General features: G+C 37.0%; 22 protein-coding genes and 1 riboswitch. Of the genes, 16 read left to right on the forward strand and 6 right to left on the reverse strand.

Annotation, left to right across the window (positions count from 1 at the left end):
- Positions 1-16 precede the first annotated feature (16 nt).
- Together hfq and MOK21_RS19795 are read left to right on the forward strand one after the other, a co-directional pair.
- The gene (gene hfq, locus MOK21_RS19790; protein WP_249075673.1) at positions 17-247 is read left to right on the forward strand and encodes an RNA chaperone Hfq; all 231 of its coding nucleotides are present in this window, start codon (positions 17-19) and stop codon (positions 245-247) included.
- 294 nt (positions 248-541) lie between these two features.
- Complete coding sequence (locus tag MOK21_RS19795) at positions 542-844, forward strand: rhodanese-like domain-containing protein (RefSeq protein WP_249075674.1); 303 nt, start codon at positions 542-544, stop codon at positions 842-844.
- Between the two features lie 57 nt (positions 845-901).
- Here the strand turns inward: MOK21_RS19795 and MOK21_RS19800 are convergent, their stop codons facing one another.
- Positions 902-1,297: a PaREP1 family protein gene (locus tag MOK21_RS19800; RefSeq protein WP_249075675.1), complete on the reverse strand. Its 396-nt coding sequence runs from the start codon at positions 1,295-1,297 to the stop codon at positions 902-904.
- Positions 1,298-1,568: 271 nt separating this feature from the next.
- Between MOK21_RS19800 and MOK21_RS19805 the strand changes: the two genes are divergently transcribed.
- Both MOK21_RS19805 and cobT read left to right on the forward strand, forming a co-directional pair.
- On the forward strand, positions 1,569-2,438 hold the full coding sequence (locus tag MOK21_RS19805) for a DMT family transporter (RefSeq protein ID WP_249075676.1): 870 nt from the start codon (positions 1,569-1,571) through the stop codon (positions 2,436-2,438).
- Between the two features lie 114 nt (positions 2,439-2,552).
- Positions 2,553-2,729: riboswitch (cobalamin riboswitch) on the forward strand.
- A 114-nt stretch (positions 2,730-2,843) separates the two neighbouring features.
- Positions 2,844-3,899, forward strand: a complete 1,056-nt coding sequence (gene cobT / locus MOK21_RS19810; protein ID WP_249075677.1) for a nicotinate-nucleotide--dimethylbenzimidazole phosphoribosyltransferase — start codon at positions 2,844-2,846, stop codon at positions 3,897-3,899.
- Positions 3,900-4,002: 103 nt separating this feature from the next.
- On the opposite strand, the gene MOK21_RS19815 is transcribed toward cobT, so the two are convergent.
- Entirely contained in the window at positions 4,003-4,608 is a 606-nt protein-coding gene (locus tag MOK21_RS19815; RefSeq protein WP_249075678.1) for a trimeric intracellular cation channel family protein, read from the reverse strand.
- A 566-nt stretch (positions 4,609-5,174) separates the two neighbouring features.
- Here MOK21_RS19815 and MOK21_RS19820 point away from each other — a divergent pair.
- From MOK21_RS19820 to glnA, 3 genes are all read left to right on the forward strand, one after another.
- Positions 5,175-6,425 (forward strand): methionine gamma-lyase family protein, encoded by a 1,251-nt coding sequence (locus tag MOK21_RS19820; protein ID WP_249075679.1) that lies wholly within the window; start codon positions 5,175-5,177, stop codon positions 6,423-6,425.
- 355 nt (positions 6,426-6,780) lie between these two features.
- Positions 6,781-7,155: a MerR family transcriptional regulator gene (locus MOK21_RS19825; protein ID WP_249075680.1), complete on the forward strand. Its 375-nt coding sequence runs from the start codon at positions 6,781-6,783 to the stop codon at positions 7,153-7,155.
- A 380-nt stretch (positions 7,156-7,535) separates the two neighbouring features.
- Complete coding sequence (gene glnA / locus MOK21_RS19830; protein ID WP_249075681.1) at positions 7,536-8,870, forward strand: type I glutamate--ammonia ligase; 1,335 nt, start codon at positions 7,536-7,538, stop codon at positions 8,868-8,870.
- A 122-nt stretch (positions 8,871-8,992) separates the two neighbouring features.
- On the opposite strand, the gene MOK21_RS19835 is transcribed toward glnA, so the two are convergent.
- Positions 8,993-9,391 carry a CotD family spore coat protein gene (locus tag MOK21_RS19835; RefSeq protein ID WP_308221944.1) on the reverse strand — a complete coding sequence of 133 codons (399 nt, stop codon included), beginning with the start codon at positions 9,389-9,391 and terminating at the stop codon, positions 8,993-8,995.
- A 598-nt stretch (positions 9,392-9,989) separates the two neighbouring features.
- Here MOK21_RS19835 and MOK21_RS19840 point away from each other — a divergent pair.
- Both MOK21_RS19840 and MOK21_RS19845 read left to right on the forward strand, forming a co-directional pair.
- Entirely contained in the window at positions 9,990-11,345 is a 1,356-nt protein-coding gene (locus tag MOK21_RS19840) for a YjiH family protein (protein WP_249075760.1), read from the forward strand.
- Positions 11,346-11,518: 173 nt separating this feature from the next.
- Positions 11,519-12,076: a hypothetical protein gene (locus MOK21_RS19845; RefSeq protein ID WP_249075682.1), complete on the forward strand. Its 558-nt coding sequence runs from the start codon at positions 11,519-11,521 to the stop codon at positions 12,074-12,076.
- 175 nt (positions 12,077-12,251) lie between these two features.
- On the opposite strand, the gene MOK21_RS19850 is transcribed toward MOK21_RS19845, so the two are convergent.
- From MOK21_RS19850 to MOK21_RS19860, 3 genes are read right to left on the reverse strand one after another with little or no spacing between them, the layout of a single operon-like run.
- The gene (locus tag MOK21_RS19850) at positions 12,252-12,932 is read right to left on the reverse strand and encodes a hypothetical protein (protein WP_249075683.1); all 681 of its coding nucleotides are present in this window, start codon (positions 12,930-12,932) and stop codon (positions 12,252-12,254) included.
- A complete protein-coding gene (locus MOK21_RS19855) occupies positions 12,929-13,795 on the reverse strand; it encodes an ABC transporter ATP-binding protein (protein WP_249075684.1) in 867 nt (288 codons plus the stop codon). Before MOK21_RS19855 ends, MOK21_RS19850 begins: the two co-directional genes overlap by 4 nt.
- Positions 13,796-13,798: 3 nt before the next feature.
- Positions 13,799-14,158, reverse strand: a complete 360-nt coding sequence (locus MOK21_RS19860) for a GntR family transcriptional regulator (RefSeq protein ID WP_249075685.1) — start codon at positions 14,156-14,158, stop codon at positions 13,799-13,801.
- A gap of 278 nt (positions 14,159-14,436) precedes the next feature.
- Between MOK21_RS19860 and queF the strand changes: the two genes are divergently transcribed.
- The 7 genes from queF (at position 14,437) to MOK21_RS19895 (ending at position 20,872) form a co-directional block, all read left to right on the forward strand.
- On the forward strand, positions 14,437-14,937 hold the full coding sequence (gene queF / locus MOK21_RS19865; protein ID WP_249075686.1) for a preQ(1) synthase: 501 nt from the start codon (positions 14,437-14,439) through the stop codon (positions 14,935-14,937).
- Complete coding sequence (locus MOK21_RS19870; RefSeq protein ID WP_249075687.1) at positions 14,937-15,563, forward strand: queuosine precursor transporter; 627 nt, start codon at positions 14,937-14,939, stop codon at positions 15,561-15,563. The genes queF and MOK21_RS19870 overlap by 1 nt, the downstream gene beginning before the upstream one ends.
- 749 nt (positions 15,564-16,312) lie before the next feature.
- Positions 16,313-16,564: a phage holin gene (locus tag MOK21_RS19875; RefSeq protein WP_249075688.1), complete on the forward strand. Its 252-nt coding sequence runs from the start codon at positions 16,313-16,315 to the stop codon at positions 16,562-16,564.
- A 92-nt stretch (positions 16,565-16,656) separates the two neighbouring features.
- Positions 16,657-18,762: a DUF2339 domain-containing protein gene (locus tag MOK21_RS19880; RefSeq protein ID WP_249075689.1), complete on the forward strand. Its 2,106-nt coding sequence runs from the start codon at positions 16,657-16,659 to the stop codon at positions 18,760-18,762.
- Positions 18,763-19,121: 359 nt separating this feature from the next.
- Entirely contained in the window at positions 19,122-19,874 is a 753-nt protein-coding gene (locus tag MOK21_RS19885) for a prepilin peptidase (protein WP_249075690.1), read from the forward strand.
- 86 nt (positions 19,875-19,960) lie between these two features.
- Entirely contained in the window at positions 19,961-20,683 is a 723-nt protein-coding gene (locus MOK21_RS19890; protein WP_249075691.1) for a gamma-glutamyl-gamma-aminobutyrate hydrolase family protein, read from the forward strand.
- Positions 20,684-20,707: 24 nt separating this feature from the next.
- Entirely contained in the window at positions 20,708-20,872 is a 165-nt protein-coding gene (locus MOK21_RS19895; protein ID WP_249075692.1) for a hypothetical protein, read from the forward strand.
- The last annotated feature ends 132 nt before the right edge of the window (positions 20,873-21,004 follow it).

Here is a 21,004-nt window from a genome sequence, read left to right on the forward strand (position 1 = left end):
TAGGGAGGCATTTTTGATGAAATCAATTAACTTGCAAGATACATTCTTAAACCACCTACGTAAAAATAATGTTTTTGTAACTGTGTTTTTGTTGAATGGATTTCAATTAAAAGGAACGGTGAAATCCTATGACAATTTTACAGTATTATTACTAGATGCTGATAGCAAACAACATCTTATTTACAAACACGCTATTTCAACATTTGTTCCAGGAAAGCAAGTGGATTTTTTAGAGACAGATGAATAGATCATTCATCATCAAAAGTTTTGGAATCAGATTTTATAAAACGTTTACTATGTGTATAAGTTGATTGGAGTGAAGACTGGGCGACTCCTTAGGGATTAGCGACGCCCCTAGGAAGCTCTGTGCGAAAGCGAAGCGTCAGCTACAAAGCGCCCAGTCGGAACGGAAATCAACCCCACGTTATGATGAAGGGCCTTAAAAAACTAGATTAAAACAGTTAGTGTTCTTGACACTAGCTGTTTTTTTGCCTACAGGCTATAATGTAAGAGGAAATCGACATATTGGAGGACAACACAAATGAAATCAATGGATACAACTGAAATAGTAGCACTATTAGATGCAAACGAAGACCTATATATTATTGATGTTCGTGAAGATGAAGAGGTGGCACAGGGCATGATTCCTGGTGCTCAGCATATTGCACTTGGGACAATCCCAGAGCGATTAGATGAATTAGATGCTTCTAAGCCATACATTATCGTTTGTAAGGCAGGCGGTCGTTCAGCAAATGCTTGTGCATACCTTGAAGCTCAAGGCTTTGACGTAACAAACCTTGAAGGCGGCATGCTTGCTTATGATGGAGAGTTAGAATTTAAATAATGACGTACTGTAAAGAGAAAGAGCCTATCAATAGTTGCTCTTTCTTTTTTCTTGTTCTTATTTTTTTAGTGAGTTCATGATAAGGCTAAAGTTTTTTTCGAAATTCTTGTATGGATTAACATTTTTTTGCCCGCGAATCTTTGAAGTGTAACTAGCAAAGTTTAAACCAGCACCGTAAATTTGTAATGCGCCATTCGCAAGATCTCCTTTCTTAAGAAGTTCAATACCTTCCTTTAAGAAGTTTTCGCTCTCATCTAAGTGACATTCAGTAATGTTTTTATCGCCACTGTGAAATAACTTTAAGTTTTCAATGATTTTATTTGCCGTATCTTCTCCTATAGAAGCGTCTACATTGATTAATATTTGGTTTATCGGTTTTACTAGCTGAGCATATAGGCTATCATAATTTTCGCATGTTTCAGCAATTGCGTTTCTTAGCTCTTTTGTGTCCATCGTCTCTTCTCCTATCTTTTGATTTTGTCCTACCCTTACATTGTATGAACGCCCAAACTTATCTAGCATTAATATTCTTGTGCATGAATATTCAGAAATATGTTACAATTAAATCCGTTAAGGAGGGATAAGTATGTATCGAACGATTGCACCCCCAGCAATGTCTTTACAGTAGAATCTACTGTTTAGGCATTCGATAAATGCTTGCTAATTCTCAATAGATTCTACTGTATATCGAAGACTTTATACATGTAGAAAGTAGGAATTAGAAATGAGCGGAAAACTATCTTTTATTTTATCAATGGTTATTTTTGGCGCTGTCGGTGTTTTTGCAAAATATATTAAGTTACCTTCAAGTGAAATTGCCTTTTGGATGAGTCTCATTGGCGCTTGTTTTTTACTATTGATGTTCTTTTATAAAAAAGAAAGATTTACGAAAACTACAGTTTTGCAAAACAAATGGCCATTAGTACTTTCGAGCTTAGCCTTATGTGGTAATTGGATTTTTCTTTTCCAAGCGTACAAGGAAACAACCATCGCAAATGCAGCTCTTAGCTACTATTTTGCTCCAGTACTAGTGATTTGTTTATCACCGATCGTTTTGAAAGAGAAAATAGTAGTAAGAAAAATTTTTTATGTTTGTGTTGCACTAGTAGGGCTGTTTTTTATTGTCCAAAGTCAAACTACCGAAACGAGTGGACATTATATCGGTATTATCTATGGGCTTATTGCAGCTTGCTTCTATACAATAGTGACATTCACCAATAAGTATATTCGTGGATTAAAAGAGCCAAATAATACGATTATTCAACTTGCTTTAGCAGCGTTATTTCTTGCCATTTATCTTTTTGGGACTAATGGGTTCCAAATAGTTCAAATCGATATAAAATCAATTAGTTTACTTATAGCATTGGGCATTGTCCATGCTGGAATAGGCTTCTATTTGTTCTTTTTTGGAATGCGTCATCTAAAAGGGCAAAGTATAGCTATTTTAAGCTATATTGATCCACTAACATCATTAGTAATTTCGACGATGATTCTAGGAGAGAAAATGACGGCCCTACAAATATTAGGCGCTATCCTTTTACTTGGCGCAACATTTCTGAGTGAAATAGATAAAACAAAGCGAATTTCACAATAGTAAACTAACAAGAAGCCTTTTGTAGATATCCAAATTTAGAAATATTTTTGATGTTTAGGTTTTCGGAAAAATTAAAACATTGACACAAAAAACACTTTGCCGTAGATTTAAAGTAATTGCATAAAAGCATTAGGTGCCCATTGCGGGAGAATAGGGAATAAAGTGAAAAGCTTTAGCGGTCCCACCACTGTAAAAGAGAGTTTCATAGAGAATGCCACTAGCATCGTGCTGGGAAGGTTCTATGAAATGTTGAAATTGAGCCAGGAGACCTGCCTATCTGCTTCGTATTATATAGACGATGGAAAAGTCTGTAGTTTATTTGTTATGAATAAACTACAGGCTTTTTATTTTTTTCTCTAAATCATTCTTCGAGTAACAAGGGCAAAAAAGAAAGGGGAAATTTTCATGCAATTATTACAACAAACGATTCAAAACATTCAAAGTGCTGACCACAAAATGATGGAGGCAGCAAGGGAACGCATAGATGCACTTTGCAAGCCGCCTAGTAGTTTAGGGAAGCTGGAGACTCTAGCTGTGCAATTATCAGGAATTACAGGCGAACTATTTCCTGCAATTGATCATAAAGCGATGATTGTTTGTGCCGCAGATCATGGTGTTTGTGATGAAGGGGTGACCTCAAATCCACAAAATGTGACGGTCTTTCAAACATTAAACTTCCCTAGAGGAGGAACTGGTGTCTGTGCTATCGCAAAAATCACAGATGCTAAAATTGTCACAGTAGATGTTGGCGTAAAAGAGGATATTCCACATGATGCGGGTGTCATTATTAAAAAAATTAAATACGGAACGGACAATATGGCAAAAGGTCCTGCTATGTCAAGGGAAGAAGCCATTCAATCCATTGAAGTAGGAATTGAAGTAGCTTCGGAAGAAATCCAAAAAGGGGTCAATGTACTCGGGACAGGTGAAATGGGCATTGGTAATACAACACCGAGTGCTGCCATATTATCGGTTCTTCGCGAATGTCATCCGAATGAAGTAACAGGCTTTGGCGCAGGTGTTGGACCAGGGGGAATAGCGCATAAAGTAGAAGTCATTCACAATGCTATTGCATTAAACAAACCAAATCGTCAGGATGCAATAGATATTCTTGCGAAAGTCGGAGGGTTAGAAATAGGTGCTATGGCTGGGGTAATACTTGCTGCTGCTGCACATCGCAAACCTGTTGTTATTGATGGCTTTATTTCTACCATCGCTGCCCTTATCGCTTTCGAACTCGAACCAAACGTCAAAGACTATATTATTCCTTCGCACGCCTCAGAAGAACCAGGTGCTAAAATTGCCGCTGAAATGCTCGGAATTGAACCGATGCTACAAATGAATATGCGATTGGGAGAGGGCTCTGGTGCAGCGTTAGCCTTTCCTATTTTGGACGCAGCTTGCTCGATGATGAAAAATATGGCTACTTTAGAAGAAGCTACGTTGTTGTTGAAAAAGTAACTTTATTAATTTTCGGGTGCTTATTGTCGCTGCCGTGGATAGATAAATAAGAAATAACAAGCCCAAATTTGATATTTGGGCTTGTTATTATGCAACAGTATAACTATGCTCGATTCAACCTCCGCAACGGTAATCGCCATTTCTTCATATAGGAAAGTATTCTTAGTACTGTGATCACACCAAATAATACATATAAAAAGAGATCCCCTGAAAATAGTTGAAGTCCGATGATAAGCCCAGCTAGTGCTGCCCAAACACCATAGATTTCATCACGGAGGACTAATGGTTGTCGTCTAGCTAATAAATCGCGAATAATTCCACCACCTGACCCTGTTAAGACAGCAGCTACAATAACCGCGCTAATTGGCATGTCGAGCTTTACAGCATACAGAGCACCTTGAATCGCAAATGCAGATAATCCAATAGCATCAGTGATATTGCCCCAGCGATGCCAATGTTGAATAAGTCGATGCGGAAATAAGAAAAAAATTGTAATGGCTGCAATGGCAATTTGAAACATCATATCCTGCCCCCACAGTGTAGTTACAGGTAACCCTATCAATAGATTTCGTATAGCTCCACCACCGAATGCGGTTACGATACCGAGTATATAGACACCGAATAAATCGTATTCTTCCTCCATTGCAATTATTGCCCCGGAAATAGCAAAGGCGATTGTTCCAATGATACTAAAAACCTCCCAAGCCAACCCTGTCACCCCTTAGTTGAATAAATCATTTTGTTTTCATTCAGTAGGTGTTTGGACACCTACTGAATGAAGATAAAGCCTCCGTACGCAATTTCGTCCAGAAAAAATTGATGTTGTTGTAAATAAAAATCAGGAAATACTTCTTTTTGGTATATAAGAGTTATTACAAAGAAAGTAACGCCTTATAATTTGGAATTATCCGACATTAAATAACGGGCGTGTTGATTAGGAAAAAATAGGTTTATTATGTATTCCCATTTTAACTGATTGTAGCGAAGGGCTACTCGACGCTCGCCCGCAGGAAGCTTTGCTCTGCGCGAAAGCGAAGCGTCAGCGACAAAGCGAGTAGCCCGTAGCGGAAATCAGCCTCTTCAAATTAATTTGGATGTATAAAAAATGGTTTTTAACACACCTAATTAAATAACTTATTATAACAAAGAAAAATAGTTTAAGTTTGCAATTTGAACTTTGCAAGAAATGCAATCAGAAACGAAAGCAATTTTTGCAGGCAGGCTCACAAATTGTTAAGATAAGATTTGAACAAATGTGAAATGGAGAAGAACAGTATGACTTTTACAACCAATCTAACAGAAGAGACATTAGCATTAGCTGCTAAAATAGAAGCAAAGGTACGCCCTTTTCATGCAAAGGTAGAAGAAATGGCGTTCTTCAATCAACAAAAAGTGCTTGCTGCGTTCCGTAAGCATCAAGTAAGTGATTATCATCTGCACCCATCTAACGGTTATGGCTATGATGATGAGGGGCGTGACAATTTAGAACGTGTTTATGCAGAGGTCTTTGGAGCGGAGGCTGCCATTGTACGTCCGCAAATTATTTCTGGTACACATGCAATCACACTTAGCTTATTCGGAGTGTTACGTCCTGGTGATGAATTACTTTATATTTCGGGTCAGCCGTATGATACATTGCAATCAATCGTCGATGGTGGAGACAAGGATACTGGCTCGTTAAAAGATTATAAAATCGGTTATAGCCATGTGGATTTAATCGATAATCAAAAGATCGATTGGAAAGGCGTTGCGGCTGCCATTACAGCAAACACAAAAATGATTGCTATCCAGCGTTCGAAAGGCTATGCAACACGCCCATCCTTTACCATTTCGCAAATTACAGAAATGTGTGTAAAGATCCGTGAATTAGCACCAGATGCAATTATTTTTGTTGATAATTGCTACGGTGAATTTGTTGAGGCGCAGGAACCGACAGAAGTTGGGGCTGATTTAATGGCAGGCTCGCTCATTAAAAATCCTGGTGGAGGCTTAGCAAAAATTGGTGGTTATATTGCGGGTCGTGCGGATTTAGTAGAGAAATGTGCTTATCGTATGACATCACCAGGTATTGGTGCTGAAGCAGGAGCAACATTAAATACACTTGGTGATTTCTATCAAGGATTTTTCCTTGCCCCACATGTTGTATCGCAAGCTTTAAAAGGTGCTATTTTCACAGCTGCTATGCTAGGAGAAATTGGCATGAATACATCACCAAGATATGATGCTAATCGTACGGATTTAATTCAATCGGTTTCTTTCCAAACTGCGGAACAAATGATTGCTTTTTGTCGTGAAATTCAAGCAAATTCACCAATTAATGCGCATTATGCACCGGAGCCAGCGTATATGCCTGGCTATGAGGATGATGTCATCATGGCAGCTGGAACATTCATCCAAGGTTCAAGTATTGAGCTTACGGCAGACGGTCCTATTCGTCCGCCATTTACAGCATTTATTCAAGGCGGGTTAACATACGAGCACGTAAAGTTTGCTATTTGCAGTGCTGTTCAAAAAATCCAAAAATAAGTAACGAAAAACTATTCAAAATTTCCGTTTTGAATAGTTTTTTCTTATGGATGAAAGAAGATGATATTTTATAAATGTCATTTATATAAGTTGATTGGAGTGAGGCTTAGCGACTTCTTGGGGATTAGCGTTAGGGGAACGAAGGCTAAGAGCATCACATCCTGTGATAACGCCTTCGTGACCAACATCGTGTTGGCCACGGAAATCAACCCCACACTAGAATAGTAAGTTTAGTTTTTTACAATTTTTCATCATTTCAAAAAAATTATTTTATTCCATGTTAGGAAACCTTACATGAACTGTTGACAGTGTGAATTATTCGTTATATTATTAGCAGGTATTGGAGGGGACTTAAATGAGTCGTGAAATTAGACGAACTATGCCGTTATTATCAATGAATATCGTAATGCAATTGACCGAGCTTTCGGCACGTCAGATTCGTTATTATGAAGAACACCATTTAATTGAGCCGCACCGAACAGAAGGCAACCGTCGAATGTTTTCATTAAATGACGTCGATACATTGCTGGAAATTAAAGATTACTTGGAACAGGGCATGAACATGGCAAAAATTAAAAAGCTGTTCGCTAAAAAGAATGAACCTGTTTCAACAGATGAACCTAATTTAAGTGACTCAGAATTACGTCGCATTATGCGTGAGGAAATGCTTCAAGCACAACGCATGCAAAAATCATCCATCCGTCGTGGGGATTTATCTCGATTCTATTAATAAAAGGCAACATCACCAAAAGTAGTGGATGACTTTTGTTAAATAAGTTGATTGAAGTGGAGGCTGGGCGACTCCTTGGGGATTAGCGTCACAGATGAGACCCTGGAGCGAGCACATAGAGGAACGAAGGCTAAGAGCATCACATCCTGTGATAACGCCTTCGTGACCAACCTCGTGTTGGCCCAAGCGGCTCATCGGACGCCCCCAGGAAGCTCTGCTCTGCGCGAAAGCGAAGCGTCAGCGGCAAAGCGCCCAGTTGGAACGGAAATCAACCACACGTTTTGGTGATGATCCAATAAAAAGGCAATATTATTCATGTCTTTATTAATAGAGTAGGGTAATGATAAAAAGCTAGACAATTTATAGGAGTGTGGAAAACTGTGGGTAAATACACTAAAGAGGACATTAAACGTCTAATCGAAGAAAAAAACGTAAGCTTTATTCGTCTACAATTTACAGATATTCTTGGCACTATCAAAAACGTTGAGATTCCTGTAAGCCAATTAGACAAAGCACTAGAAAACAAAATGATGTTTGATGGCTCATCCATTGAAGGCTTCGTACGTATCGAAGAATCAGATATGTATTTATATCCTGATTTAGATTCTTTCGTAGTGTTCCCTTGGACTTCTGAAAAAGGGAAAGTAGCACGTTTCATCTGTGATGTATACACTGCTAAAGGCGAGCCATTTGCTGGTGACCCACGAAACAACTTAAAACGCATCCTTAAGAAAATGGAAGATATGGGATTCTCAAGCTTCAATTTAGGACCTGAGCCAGAATTCTTCTTATTCAAATTAGATGCAAAAGGTGAACCGACATTAGAAGTAAATGACCATGGTGGTTACTTCGACTTAGCACCAACTGATCTTGGTGAAAACTGCCGTCGTGATATCGTATTAGAGCTAGAAGAAATGGGCTTCGAAATTGAAGCATCTCACCATGAGGTAGCTCCAGGACAACACGAAATTGACTTTAAATATGCAGACGCAATTACAGCTTGTGACAATATCCAAACGTTCAAATTAGTTGTTAAAACAATTGCTCGTAAACACGGTCTACATGCTACATTTATGCCAAAACCATTATTCGGTGAAGCTGGCTCTGGTATGCACTTCAACGTTTCATTATTCAAAGGGAAAGAGAATGCATTCTACGATGAATCTACTGAACTAGGTCTTTCAGAAACAGCAATGCAATTCATGGCAGGTGTCCTTGCTCACGTTCAAGGCTTCACTGCTGTGACAAACCCAACAGTTAACTCTTATAAACGTCTTGTACCGGGTTATGAAGCACCATGTTATGTAGCATGGTCTGCTCAAAACCGTTCACCACTTATCCGTATCCCTTCAGCACGTGGTCTTTCAACTCGTGTAGAAGTACGTTCAGTGGACCCATCTGCTAATCCATATTTAGCGATGGCTGTTATTTTAGAAGCTGGACTTGAAGGTATTCGCCGTAGCTTAACACCACCAGCTGCTATTAACCGTAACATCTATGTGATGTCTGATGAAGAGCGTAAAGCGAATGGTATCGCAAACTTACCACCAGCACTTGATGATGCTCTAGCATTACTTGCTAAGGATGAAGTAGCTCAAGCAGCTTTAGGTGAGCATATCTATGCAAACTTTAAAGAAGCAAAAGAAATCGAGTTCGACATGTACCGTACAACAGTACACCAATGGGAACGCGATCAATATTTAAAAATGTACTAAAATTAGTAAACCGAGTACCTAGTAAAAGGTGCTCGGTTTTTCTAATGAAATGAGCGTTAAATAGTAAACCACATTATAGAGTAAATATGCGATGAGGTATTTTTATCCTCATCGCATATTTATTAATAGCCCATATGATGATGACCCATATGATGATGGTCCATGTGATGGTGATGGTGTCCCATATGGTGATGATGATGCATATGGCAAGGATCAGGTGGCATTTCACAAAGTGTATGAGTTTCGCAACATTCATTCACTACAGACTCCGTGCAAGGGAAATGATACTGATGATCAATTATATGTTTATTTACTGTTGTGACATGTGCTGGCTGTACATGTGGTACAACTGTATGGATGTAATTAGTGCGTACAAATTCCTCCGGTGGACAACAATGTGGTGGTTCAAATTGAGTTGGACATGTAACTGGTGGACAACAATGTGGACCTTTTGCATGATGATGGTGATGCATATGTTGCATATGTTGCATATGATGCATATGATGCATACGTCTATCCATGGTAAAACCTCCTGTTTTGATAAGTTGTGGTTCATAATTAACATATGAGATGAAAGACAATGTGGTCTATTTGTATGCCTATTAAGGGCTGGTTAAATCTCTTAGGCAATTAAAATAGATATGATTCATGGAGGGTTTCACCAAATTTTAACTTCTTTTAGACTTCAGTTACTGTAAAATTGAGCTTTGTTGAAAGGGAATGGTGCAAAGAAGAAATGCAAATAATATTAGCAGAGAATAATAATAATATTAAAATTTTTGATTGAATAAAAATGCATTTTGTTGTAGAATTAACCGAAGTATTGTAGGTTTACGATATTTTTTAAGTTCATAAAAATGAAAGATAATGATTATTCTAAAAGACTTAATGCATAAAATTTTGCATTGAGGATGTTAATTATAAAAAGTAGTGTTTGGGCATTCCTTTATTACTTTTTAAAGGAATGTTTTTTATTTTATCCTTCATTAACTACTCGTAAATGCCCGATTGATGAATGAAACATTTTATACAGATATACATTTCTTGGTGGTTTTACAGTACCTAACAAGCTAGATGTATAAAACTTCGAAAAAACCAAAAGAAATGAGGCTTTAAATGATGAAAAAATATCCTACTTCTTCATACTTTTTCTTCATAATTCCGTCTCTTATTGGTGTACTTTTATTTATGACACCAATCTTAACGGAAGATGGATGGAAAGTTCCAATTGCTATTTTAGCAAGTTTATTAGCAGGTTTTGTTGCGCCTGTTATTAGTTATTTTACTATAATTATGTTTGCGATTTCGGCAATTGGTTCACTCATTGCTAAACTTATTCCTCGAAATCATACAAAAGAGCCTAGTATTTTATCTACATTATTTTATGTAAATTGGTTTTGGACAATTATAAGAGTCATTGGTTTAGTATTTGCTTCAATGGTAGTGTTTGATTTTGGACCATCAATGATTAATAATAAAAATACTGGTGGATTATTAATGAATCCAGATGATGGTTTAGTTACATTTTTATTTACGATTTTCTTATTTGCTGGAATACTATTACCATTTTTAACGAACTTCGGATTACTTGAATTTTTCGGAACGATGATGGTAAAAATTATGCGTCCGCTCTTTAAAAGCCCTGGTCGTTCATCGGTTGATGCACTTACATCGTGGGTTGGTGACGGAACAATTGGTGTTCTGATGACGAGTAAGCAATATGAAATGGGGAACTACACAAAGAAAGAGTCTGCCATTATTGCAACGAGCTTCTCTGTAGTATCTATCACATTTTGTATCGTAGTATTAGATACAGTGGATTTAGCACGCTATTTTATTCCATATTACTTAACGGTTGTGCTTTGTGGTCTTGTGTTAGCAGTAGTGATGCCACGAATTTTCCCGCTTGCTAACAAAGAAGATACTTATATCGACGGTACACCAGTAGATTTATCACGTGAGGAATTACCTGAAGGTTATAACTCGGTGTCCCATGGCTTAGAAAATGCTTTAGCCGTTGCGCATGCCAACCGTGACCCACGCCAATTTTTAAAAGATGGGATTAGAAATGTCTTGGATTTATGGGTTGGTGTAGCACCAGTCGTTATGGCATTTGGTACGGTTGCTTTAATGCTTGCTGAATTCACGAATGTTTTTGCATTTTTAGGCAAGCCGTTTGAACCAATTTTAACTGTGCTTGGTTTACCAGAAGCAGCTGAGGCAGCACAAACGATGGTTGTTGGCTTCGCTGACATGTTCTTACCCTCCATTTTAGGAGCAGGAATTGAGGCTGATTCTACACGCTTTGTGATTGCTGTTGTTTCTGTGACACAGCTTATTTATATGTCTGAAGTCGGTGGCCTTATTTTAGGTACAAAAATTCCACTGAAGTTTTTAGATCTAGTTATTATTTTCTTAATGCGTACAATTATTTCACTACCAATCGCAGCATTAGTTGCACATATACTCTTTTAGACTAAAAAGGCAATTGTTCGAATTTTACTAACCCGAACAATTGCCTTTTGCTATAGTAAAATTCATACGAAAAAGGAGAGTATATAAAAAAATAACAGTGAACAAAAGACAACTTGCACATAAATTCAAGGAGTTGGGAAAAACTACGCTTAAAGTGATACTGAGGTGATAAAATGGACAGAATTTTTTCTCTCTGCTTAAGTTCCTGTTATTTGTTATTTTCTCAACCTAGTGATGCCTATATAAAAGACTCGCCCAGTTCATATGAAGAAGTCTATCCTGAAATAGGCTATAAAACGGTTGAAGGAGCTGCCTCCGATTTTGAACGGCACTTTCATCAAGGACTAAAGCTACCACTTCGAGTACCTCCTATTAGTTTTACACATCATTTTGGTCGCTTTAATGACCTTGATGGTGACATGAACGATTTTTTTGAAGTGACATTTATTAATCATCAACTTCCGGAGCATCATTATAGAATAACGGTTCGACCTATTCAGTATAAGTTTCCAGTTAAAAAGGAAAGTGTCGTCAACACTTTCGTTTTGAAAAATGGAACGACTTCAATTTATATGGAAATTTCAGGTTTTAATGTACTTATTTTCGAAAGAGAAGAATGGCAATATATGTTGTGGATTGACAAGAGAGTTTCAAATAAGGTGACACCTGAAGTGTTAGTGGACATTGCCAATTCTATTGACTATACAACGCAAGAGGATGAACAGGATTAATATAAAAAATGCCAAGTTCAAGATGTACTTTGTAAAAAAGCATTGGGTATTAATTTCCCAATGCTTTTTATTCGGTGTTACACATTATATAAAATTAGGAGATACTTTTAATGGTATTTGACCACGAGTAAACATCGAGCAATAAAGGAGCCTTTATCCACTCATTCAGTAATCATTATGCTGGATTGACTGAAGCATTTCGCATTGCCATTGTTATGATAGAGTAGAGTAATGTACTAATAACTAATAAACCACTTAATAGAGCAAAGCCTGATATATTTGATAGGAAATCAAACAAAGAAGAATACCACTTGAAAATGATTGTAACAATTGTCGTTAAGCCGAGTAATCCTACAAAACTGTAACCGCCAATAGTTCCTAAACGATAAAAGACAACATTCAGCAAAAGGCCAGCAGTTAGGAAGAAAATCAGTAAAATAGAGTCTAATGCCATCGTTTGAAAAAATGATGGGGAATGATTTAAAAGTAAAATAGGATGAATAATGAAAATTTCAGAGACGGAAGTAATTATTTTTTGAATACAACCAATCATAAAAGAACCAATTAAGCTCCAACAGATGAAAAAGAGCCCCACATTCAACATAAATTGTAAGCGACTTAAACCAAGTCTTAAAAAATAGGATAAGGTTTTATTTAGTAACTTTGCTGTCATGACACAGGAAAAAATATAAACAGGGATAGAAATCATGATGGAAAAAGAATAAACATGCAGTTCAAAAAAAGTATCTATGAAAAGTGAAAATAGGACGATTGAAAATAAAATGCACCAAAAAGTTATAATTTGTTTTTTATAGCTTTGAAATAATACATACAAACTGCCCTTTACTGTATTCATTTACTAGTCCCCGCTTTCTGTTGTTTACTTAAATACACCAACATATCGTGTAATGAAACACGTTCGAGCCTAATATTTTGTCCTACAATGGATTGACCATCAGTGAAGATAATTGCCGTTAGCTCCTGCATAAACGTATGCTTATAAATAATCTTTAGACCATTAATTGCCTGCTCAACATCAGAAGGACTACCTTTTACTGCAACAATATGCTCATGCCATTCCTCAGCAGTTTTCTGAAGCAATAATTGTCCTTCGTGTAAAATAAGTATTTCTTCAAATAGCTCACTCGCCTCATCAATTAAATGGGTAGATAAAATAAAAAGTCTTGGATTTTCGGTTTGTTGTTCAATCAATAAATCATAAAAAGTATTTCGTGCAGCTACATCAAGTCCAATATAAGGTTCATCGAAGATCGTAATCCCTGCATTACTTGCAAAGCCTGTGATAATGCCTAACGCAGACACCATTCCTTTCGATAAACTGCGAACCTTATCCTTTGGATTTAGCGCAAAAACCTCTAGTAGCTCCATTGCAAGATTCTCATCCCATTTTGGATAAAAGAAGCTATTCGCCTTTAATGTTTGGGCAATTGTCATTTCCTCTTGAAAGTTTCCGCTCTCTGCAACAAAACAAATATCACGTAGCGTTAAAGGTACATTGAAAACATTCTCTCCATTGACAGATAGGTTACCGTTAGTTGCAGTAATAAGCCCTGATAATAAGTTTAAGAATGTGGTTTTACCAGCACCATTATGACCTAAAAATCCTATAATTTTAGGTCCTTCAATTGTAAAAGAGATATTTTTTAAAGCTTCCTTTTGTCTATAGGATTTACTAACATTTTTCGCTTCGATTTTCATAAGTTAACCCCTTTGTAACATATTTTGTAATTCTTTATCTGAAATACCTAATCGTATCGCTTCTTTTTTCAATGGCTCTATATGTTGCTTAAAAAAAATTTCCTTGCGCTCCGCAATTAATATGTCACGTGCGTCAGTACTAACAAACATGCCGACGCCACGTTTTTTATAAATTACCCCTTTATCTACTAATTCGTTCACTCCCTTTCCAGCTGTTGCAGGATTAATTTGATATTCCTTTGCAAATTCATTAGTGGATGGAATGCGATCTTCGGGTTGTAGGTGTCCATCTAAAATTCCATCCTCTATTCGTTCGCGAATTTGTTGGAAAATGGGCTTTTCATTGTTTAAAGAGTGAATCACAATCCACCTCCTTGTGTTAATTGGTTAATTACTTGTGTAACTAACTGTATAACGTGAGGATATTTTTGTCAATGCCATATTGTGAAAAAATTGGTTGACTGAATGCGTTTATTAAGTTAATATAACTAGCGAATAAGAAAGAGGTTCATAGCGCATACCCTCTATAAAAAACTATGGATGATGTCATCTACGCCATATCCCAAAAATGCGGATATGGCGATTTTTTTTTATTAGGATTCACGCACAATGGACTTCTCACAATTGAGGAGGCATTTTTTATGACAGGAAGAAAAGAAGAACAAGGCTTACAGGACTTAACACTCCTTGGTAACCAAAATACAAAATATTTATTTGAATACTCACCGGAAATACTTGAAGCAGTCGATAATTTACATACGACAAACGATTTTTTTGTGAAATTTAATTGCCCGGAATTTACGAGTCTATGTCCAATGACAGGGCAGCCTGACTTTGCGACAATGTATATATCGTTTATTCCAGATAAAAAGCTAGTCGAGAGTAAATCATTAAAGCTCTATTTATTTAGCTTCCGTAATCATGGGGACTTTCATGAGGATTGCGTGAATATCATCATGAATGATTTAATAAAACTAATCGAGCCACGTTATATTGAAGTATGGGGTAAGTTTACGCCGCGTGGTGGCTTGTCCATTGACCCTTGGTGTAACTATGGTCGCCCAGGTACAAAATATGAAAAAATGGCAGAGCATCGTTTGATGAACCACGATATGTATCCTGAAAAGGTGGATAATCGCTGATGCTTTACTATTTAAACGGATTGTTTGTTGGCTTTTTAATTTTAGCTAATGTGTTAGCTGTTAAAGTGTTTAGTATAGGTGAATGGATAGTACTTCCGGGTGCAGCAATTTTAATCATTTTCACTTATCCTCTTATTGATGTGATTTGCGAGGTATATGGTAAAGAAGCGGGCAGTCGCACGGTCAGAACTGGGCTTATGGCACAAGTGTTTGCAGTATGCTTTATCGCTATTGCCATTGAACTACCACCAGCACAAGCTTTTGCTCATCAGCAGGAGTTTGAGATAATTCTCGGTGGGAGTATGCGTGTCATTATTGCAAGTCTTGTAGCCTATACGGTCAGTGTTAATTTGGATGTAGTCATATTTAATAAACTAAAAGAAAAGCATGGAAACGGTAAGCTATGGCTTAGAAACAATGCGTCTACGATGTTAAGCCAACTCATCGATACGGTCATATTTATTTCGATTGCCTTTTATGGAATAATGCCATTTAAAATGTTACTGACATTATTTATCACACAATATCTGTTTAAATTTTTAGCGTCTATTGTAGCAACACCACTTGTTTATGGGTTAGTTTTCGTTGCAAGAAAACGTAAAGGCTTAGAACCTTCTCATTACTAAAGTGTTGAAAATGGTTTCTATCGCTTCGTCATCACTCTGCCAAATAATGCCGGTTCAATTTATCGCTATAATTTTTGACTTAATAATATCTCGACAACAAAAGCCATCTCAATACTGAGATGGCTTTTACTTGCCAATTAAATAAGCACTAAAAGGCAAGAACGAAAGTATTTTTAGAATGAAAAGTTATTGAAATTATAAGTGGATTCATCATCATGAAGTGTTGTGTTTGCTGCATAGAAAATACTTACTACTACAAATGGAATATAACAAATTGATCTAAAAAATTTAGGAGGAAGCTTAACTTAATAGCATTTTGCTAAAATAATATAAATGCTGTCGTCGCGAAACATAATAGTATCCTAAAAAATTGATAGTACGAATTTTTGATATAGCCATTAATAATTTCCGTATTCGTTGTAACAGGTAATAACACAATCGATAAGCAGGCAATTGCCCTCAAAACATTCCGCGCATTTACCATCTCATTACTCACATATGTCAAGTTTGAAGGCATCAATCAACAAGATGCACCCTAAATCTATATGACTAAAGTACTCATCGTAAAACCATTTGATATATAAGTTTGGAAATTTTTTATAACAGGTTCCGAGTTACATAATCTGCTCTGAAGTTGATGGAACGCTCATCGAATCTCTGTTATTCCACGTTTATCGCTCCATTTTTGCATATGTGCCATATGAAGGTGAAACATATACTAGGGTGAGAAGGGGGGGAGGTGAGCAATTATGAGAATTAACTGGAAGATCCGTTTTCAGCATAAACCATTCTTAATTGCGTTTTTTTCGTTGATTGTATTACTCGCTCAGCAAGTAGCTGCTATTTTTGGCTACGATATAACAAGTGCAATGAGTGAGCAAGCAATGACGATCGTCAATACCGTATTATCAATTTTAGTTTTAATAGGAGTTGTCATAGATCCAACTACACGGGGAACCAGCGATAGTCAACGTGCTTTAATGTATCGAAGACCTAGATAATAAAAAGTAAAATTAAATTAAAAGTGTAATTTTACAATATAAATAAATGTGTTATAATGGTAAAAAATTGATAAAGCAGGGAGGATGATTGAGTGTCACTTGAAATGGAGCGGAGGGTTGCCAAGCTCGAGCAAGAAATGATGGATTTACGGCAGGAAGTAGAGAGCTTAAGGCGTCAGCAAAATGTTGAAAAACCTAGTACATTAAGTGCCAAGAAACCCATGATTGATCAATTTGCGCCAAAACCAGCGCAAAACCTAAAGCCAAATTCAGAGTTGAAACCGAAGCCAAGAACTATGACAGATCCAGAAAAAAAGGTGCAACCACAGCGATCGTTGGAAGAGCGTATGATGTGGGCACTTCCAAAATTATTTATGGTCATTTTAGTGATGGGTGTGCTGTGGGGTCTTAAGCTTGTGAGTGATTATGGCTATTTATCGAATGAGGTTAAAATCATCCTCGCCTACACATTATCGCTTGCCTTAGCTGCAATAGCTTATATGCTAGAGCGTAAAAAGATTGGCTCATCGGCCGTGACCATTTCTTTATACGGTGGGGCATTTATTGTTGGAATCTTAACAACAGCTGCTAGTGCGATATTGTATGAAATCATCGGTTTAACGATGGCACTTTGCATTACCGTAGTTTATATCGGCTATGGTATTGTTATTAGTTATTTAAAGAAAAACGAAGTACTAACTATATTTGTAGCGTTTACCTCATTATTGCTACCTTATTTACTAGAATATATGAACTTTAGTCCTATAATTATCTTAATCTATGTGGTTGTGCTCTTTACGATGCTGCAATTTGTCATTTATCAACATAAGCAGAAATTGGCACTCTATATAGCTTCCTTTTTCTCCGTGCTAGCTGTCAGCATTATAGCGTTTATGAACCAGGATAATCGAGTTGTTTTTGCAATAGGTTTCCTGATTGTTCTATCTATTTTTTACACGAGTTGGTGCCGTTTATACAATGCAGAATCGAAATTGAAATATATGCATGTCGGACTTCAATTTAGTATAGGAGCCTTTAGTTTATTGCTCTTAAACTTTATTATTCGTCCCATTAATTATAGTGAGGCACTTTTACTCATAGTAGTTTGCTTGTTTGCAGCTTTAGCGGGTTATGGCTATAAGCAAAAATGGCAGGAGGCATTTGATAGTGCCGTAACACTCGCATTTATGACATTATGTAATACGCTACTAGTTATGAATTTGCCGGAGAAAGTGGATTATTTGCTAATTCCGTTCATTACCTTTGCTGGCGTTATGATGAGTTTACGCTTACGAATTAGTATGATGAAGGTTGTCAGCTCATTTTCTTTTATGATTACACTCGCTTTAAGCTTTATAATTCATGAGCCAACACCATTTTTCAGCATAGATCATGCTAGTTTGATCATGCCAGGAATATATCTCCTGATTATTTATCTATATGCAAGACGTCCAAAAGAGACACTGACATCCTTTGAAAAATTTATGAAAGAAATGTTTATGGTAGATATTGTGGCAGTTCTGACGACTGGTTATTTCTTAGCCTATATCGGAAAGCTCGATGTAACGTACTTTGCAGGTGTTGGTCATATTCCACATCTAATGTGTATTATCCTAGCTTTACTTTTTACAGGATCACTTTTAGTGTCAACAAAATACAAAGGGCGTGCATTAACACCTGTCCTTAGTGTATTTTTCATTCTTTTTACACTAATGCTTGAAGTTATTCCGTATAATATGCAGGGTATCGAGTGGTTAAATATAGTAACGAGAATCGTCTATATCGCTGTTATCGTAGCAATTATGATTGATTTACTGATGAAGGGACGCATTTATCAGACCTATCATGCGCAAATGGAGAAGTTACTAGACCCGATCGTAAGTGCAAGTGTTGTATTTACGATGATATCCATTTGGGGTCTCATATCACAGCTTTCCTACAACAGTTTGCTTGATTGGAAACTAAGCATTGCCTTCACAACGATTACATTATTCCTAACAGCCAGTATTTCACTATGGCTTAGCACCGTGCGTGACTTACGAACATTACGCATGACAGGTCTTGTCATCTTAGTCTTTGCGTTTATTAAGCTTATATTCTTTGATTTGTCAGCACTAGACTTACTAATACGGGCTGTTCTATTTATCACGATCGGTGGGATAGGGTTGCTGTTGTCGGGTAGGTTGTTAAGGAAATAAAACAGAGTTATTTAGAGTATCATTCAATTACGATACTCTAAATAACTCTTTATTGTTTAATAGCATTGTATACATCGAATATTGAGGTAAATGGAAGTTTAGATTATGATAGATAATAAAGAGTAGTTAGAATATTTGTAATTATTAGTATAATGAATAGAACCTGAATTAACGGTAGAGCCTCAAAATACATGCGCTTCGAATACAGCATGTAATAACATTTAGCTGTTCTTGCGTATCCGTACGAGTAACGACGTTTGATAATGAAGGACAACCATAAATTTAGGCCTAAGCAAAAAGTCGAATCCAGACGCAATACTTTAAATGTATGAGCGTCTATTAGTATAGGAGGACCTGAAATGGAAATTGCTTATACAGTTACAGTTTTAATACTTGGGTTCGTTCTTGGCTCATTTTTTAATGTCGTTGGCTTACGTGTGCCGTTGAAGGAGTCCATTGTCCATCCACCATCGCATTGCACCTCTTGTAAAAGGCAGTTGACAGCGCTTGATTTGGTGCCTGTTTTGTCTTATGTATTTTTAGGTGGAAAATGTCGTAGCTGTGGACAAAAAATTTCTTGGATGTATCCATTGATGGAACTTATCACGGGCGTATTATTTGCATTTGCTTATTGGCAATTAGGCTTTAGTGCAGAATTTTTCGTAGCGCTTTTATTCATTTCATTATTAGTCATTATTGTTGTGTCGGATTTTGCTTATATGCTTATTCCCGATAAGGTGTTATTATTCTTTTTACCATTGCTAGTTTTTGGACGAGTGATCTCTCCTTTGTCTCCATGGTGGGACAGTATAGTAGGTGCTGTAGTGGGTTTTAGCATATTGTATTGTATAGCTGTTCTATCAAAAGGTGGAATGGGTGGAGGCGATATTAAATTATTCATTTTACTTGGTCTCGTACTCGGTTCAATACATACAATTCTTACACTGTTTATAGCTGCTGTGATTGGTATGATTGTTGGAATCGTTGTGTTAAAGGTAAGCGGACAAGGAAGAAAAACGCCTATACCCTTCGGACCTTCTATTGCTGTAGCTGCTATTATTATCTATTTCTATGGGGATGCGTTGATGAATTGGTATCTCGGTTTTTGGTAATTAATCGTGGGGGATTCCTTCAATATAGTCTTCCCTAAATAAGCTTTTACAGGTAGTTCCAAAGATATGATCATGGAGGAGATATGATGAAACCAATTATCGGTATAACGGCTTTTGCGGAGGATGATTTGTCCTCAAGATTAAATGCTGCTTATAGCAAAAGTATAATTGAAGCTGGGGGTGTCCCACTTATAATTCCGCTTGGGGTGGAAGAGGATGTAGCGCAAGTTTTATCGTTGACAGACGGATTATTACTATCGGGTGGCTATGATGTACACCCATTCCTTTTTAACGCAGAACCTACACCAAAATTAGGGAAGGTTCATCCAGAACGAGATTCAGTGGAGCTTGCTTTAATGAACGCGGCCAAAATTCGCAAAATGCCGATTCTAGGAATCTGTCGAGGGCTTCAAATACTAAATGTTGCATTTGGAGGCACGCTCTATCAGGATATTGAAAGTGAATATCATAGCAGAAAATTAATAAAGCACACGCAACAGGCAGCACGAGGCATTACAACACATTATGTAAATTTAACACCTGATACATTATTAAAGACGATTATTGAGGAAGAAAAAATAGCTGTAAATTCATTTCATCATCAGGCCATAAACGTAGTAGCAGAAAAATTGAAAGTGGTAGCGAAATCAAGCGATGGCATTGTTGAAGCGGTAGTACACGAAGATTTACCATTTTGTCTAGCAGTACAGTGGCATCCTGAAGAGCTAGCTATTGCAGGAGATGAAGGTTCAAAGAAACTATTTGCTGCATTTGTAAAGGCAAGTTTGAAGTTTAAGGTAGAGGCATAAAAGAGGATTTAGAAGTAGCAGAGAATGAAAATATTTGTAAAAAATGGGGTAAAAGCATTATATCAGCCAAACGAGAGTCAACTAACTTTTGTTCATGATAGTCTAAAATATTCAATTCGTATGGAAAGTGAAATAACACAAGATTTCACCATGCAGGATTTGCTTGAAATGGCTAATTCAATGTTTTAAAGGCTATCACCATAACGTGTGGTTGATTTCCGTTCCGGCTGGGCGCTTTGTAGCTGCCGCTTTGCTTTCGCACAGATAAAACATTTGTAGCTGCCGCTTTGCTTTCGCGCAGAGCTTCCTGGGGGCGTCCGA

The sequence above is a fragment of the Lysinibacillus sp. BPa_S21 genome (assembly GCF_023337795.1).
Classification (GTDB): Bacteria; Bacillota; Bacilli; order Bacillales_A; family Planococcaceae; genus Lysinibacillus.

Coding starts and splice junctions, on each gene's coding strand:
- MOK21_RS19835 (WP_308221944.1), bottom strand. CDS start 9,391: ATGGATAGACGTATGCATCATATGCATCATATGCAACATATGCAACAT.
- MOK21_RS19855 (WP_249075684.1), bottom strand. CDS start 13,795: ATGAAAATCGAAGCGAAAAATGTTAGTAAATCCTATAGACAAAAGGAA.
- MOK21_RS19825 (WP_249075680.1), top strand. CDS start 6,781: ATGAGTCGTGAAATTAGACGAACTATGCCGTTATTATCAATGAATATC.
- MOK21_RS19795 (WP_249075674.1), top strand. CDS start 542: ATGAAATCAATGGATACAACTGAAATAGTAGCACTATTAGATGCAAAC.
- queF (WP_249075686.1), top strand. CDS start 14,437: ATGACAGGAAGAAAAGAAGAACAAGGCTTACAGGACTTAACACTCCTT.
- MOK21_RS19800 (WP_249075675.1), bottom strand. CDS start 1,297: ATGGACACAAAAGAGCTAAGAAACGCAATTGCTGAAACATGCGAAAAT.
- MOK21_RS19840 (WP_249075760.1), top strand. CDS start 9,990: ATGAAAAAATATCCTACTTCTTCATACTTTTTCTTCATAATTCCGTCT.
- MOK21_RS19875 (WP_249075688.1), top strand. CDS start 16,313: ATGAGAATTAACTGGAAGATCCGTTTTCAGCATAAACCATTCTTAATT.
- MOK21_RS19890 (WP_249075691.1), top strand. CDS start 19,961: ATGAAACCAATTATCGGTATAACGGCTTTTGCGGAGGATGATTTGTCC.
- MOK21_RS19870 (WP_249075687.1), top strand. CDS start 14,937: ATGCTTTACTATTTAAACGGATTGTTTGTTGGCTTTTTAATTTTAGCT.
- MOK21_RS19820 (WP_249075679.1), top strand. CDS start 5,175: ATGACTTTTACAACCAATCTAACAGAAGAGACATTAGCATTAGCTGCT.
- cobT (WP_249075677.1), top strand. CDS start 2,844: ATGCAATTATTACAACAAACGATTCAAAACATTCAAAGTGCTGACCAC.
- MOK21_RS19895 (WP_249075692.1), top strand. CDS start 20,708: ATGAAAATATTTGTAAAAAATGGGGTAAAAGCATTATATCAGCCAAAC.
- MOK21_RS19885 (WP_249075690.1), top strand. CDS start 19,122: ATGGAAATTGCTTATACAGTTACAGTTTTAATACTTGGGTTCGTTCTT.
- MOK21_RS19845 (WP_249075682.1), top strand. CDS start 11,519: ATGGACAGAATTTTTTCTCTCTGCTTAAGTTCCTGTTATTTGTTATTT.
- MOK21_RS19850 (WP_249075683.1), bottom strand. CDS start 12,932: ATGAATACAGTAAAGGGCAGTTTGTATGTATTATTTCAAAGCTATAAA.
- hfq (WP_249075673.1), top strand. CDS start 17: ATGAAATCAATTAACTTGCAAGATACATTCTTAAACCACCTACGTAAA.
- MOK21_RS19805 (WP_249075676.1), top strand. CDS start 1,569: ATGAGCGGAAAACTATCTTTTATTTTATCAATGGTTATTTTTGGCGCT.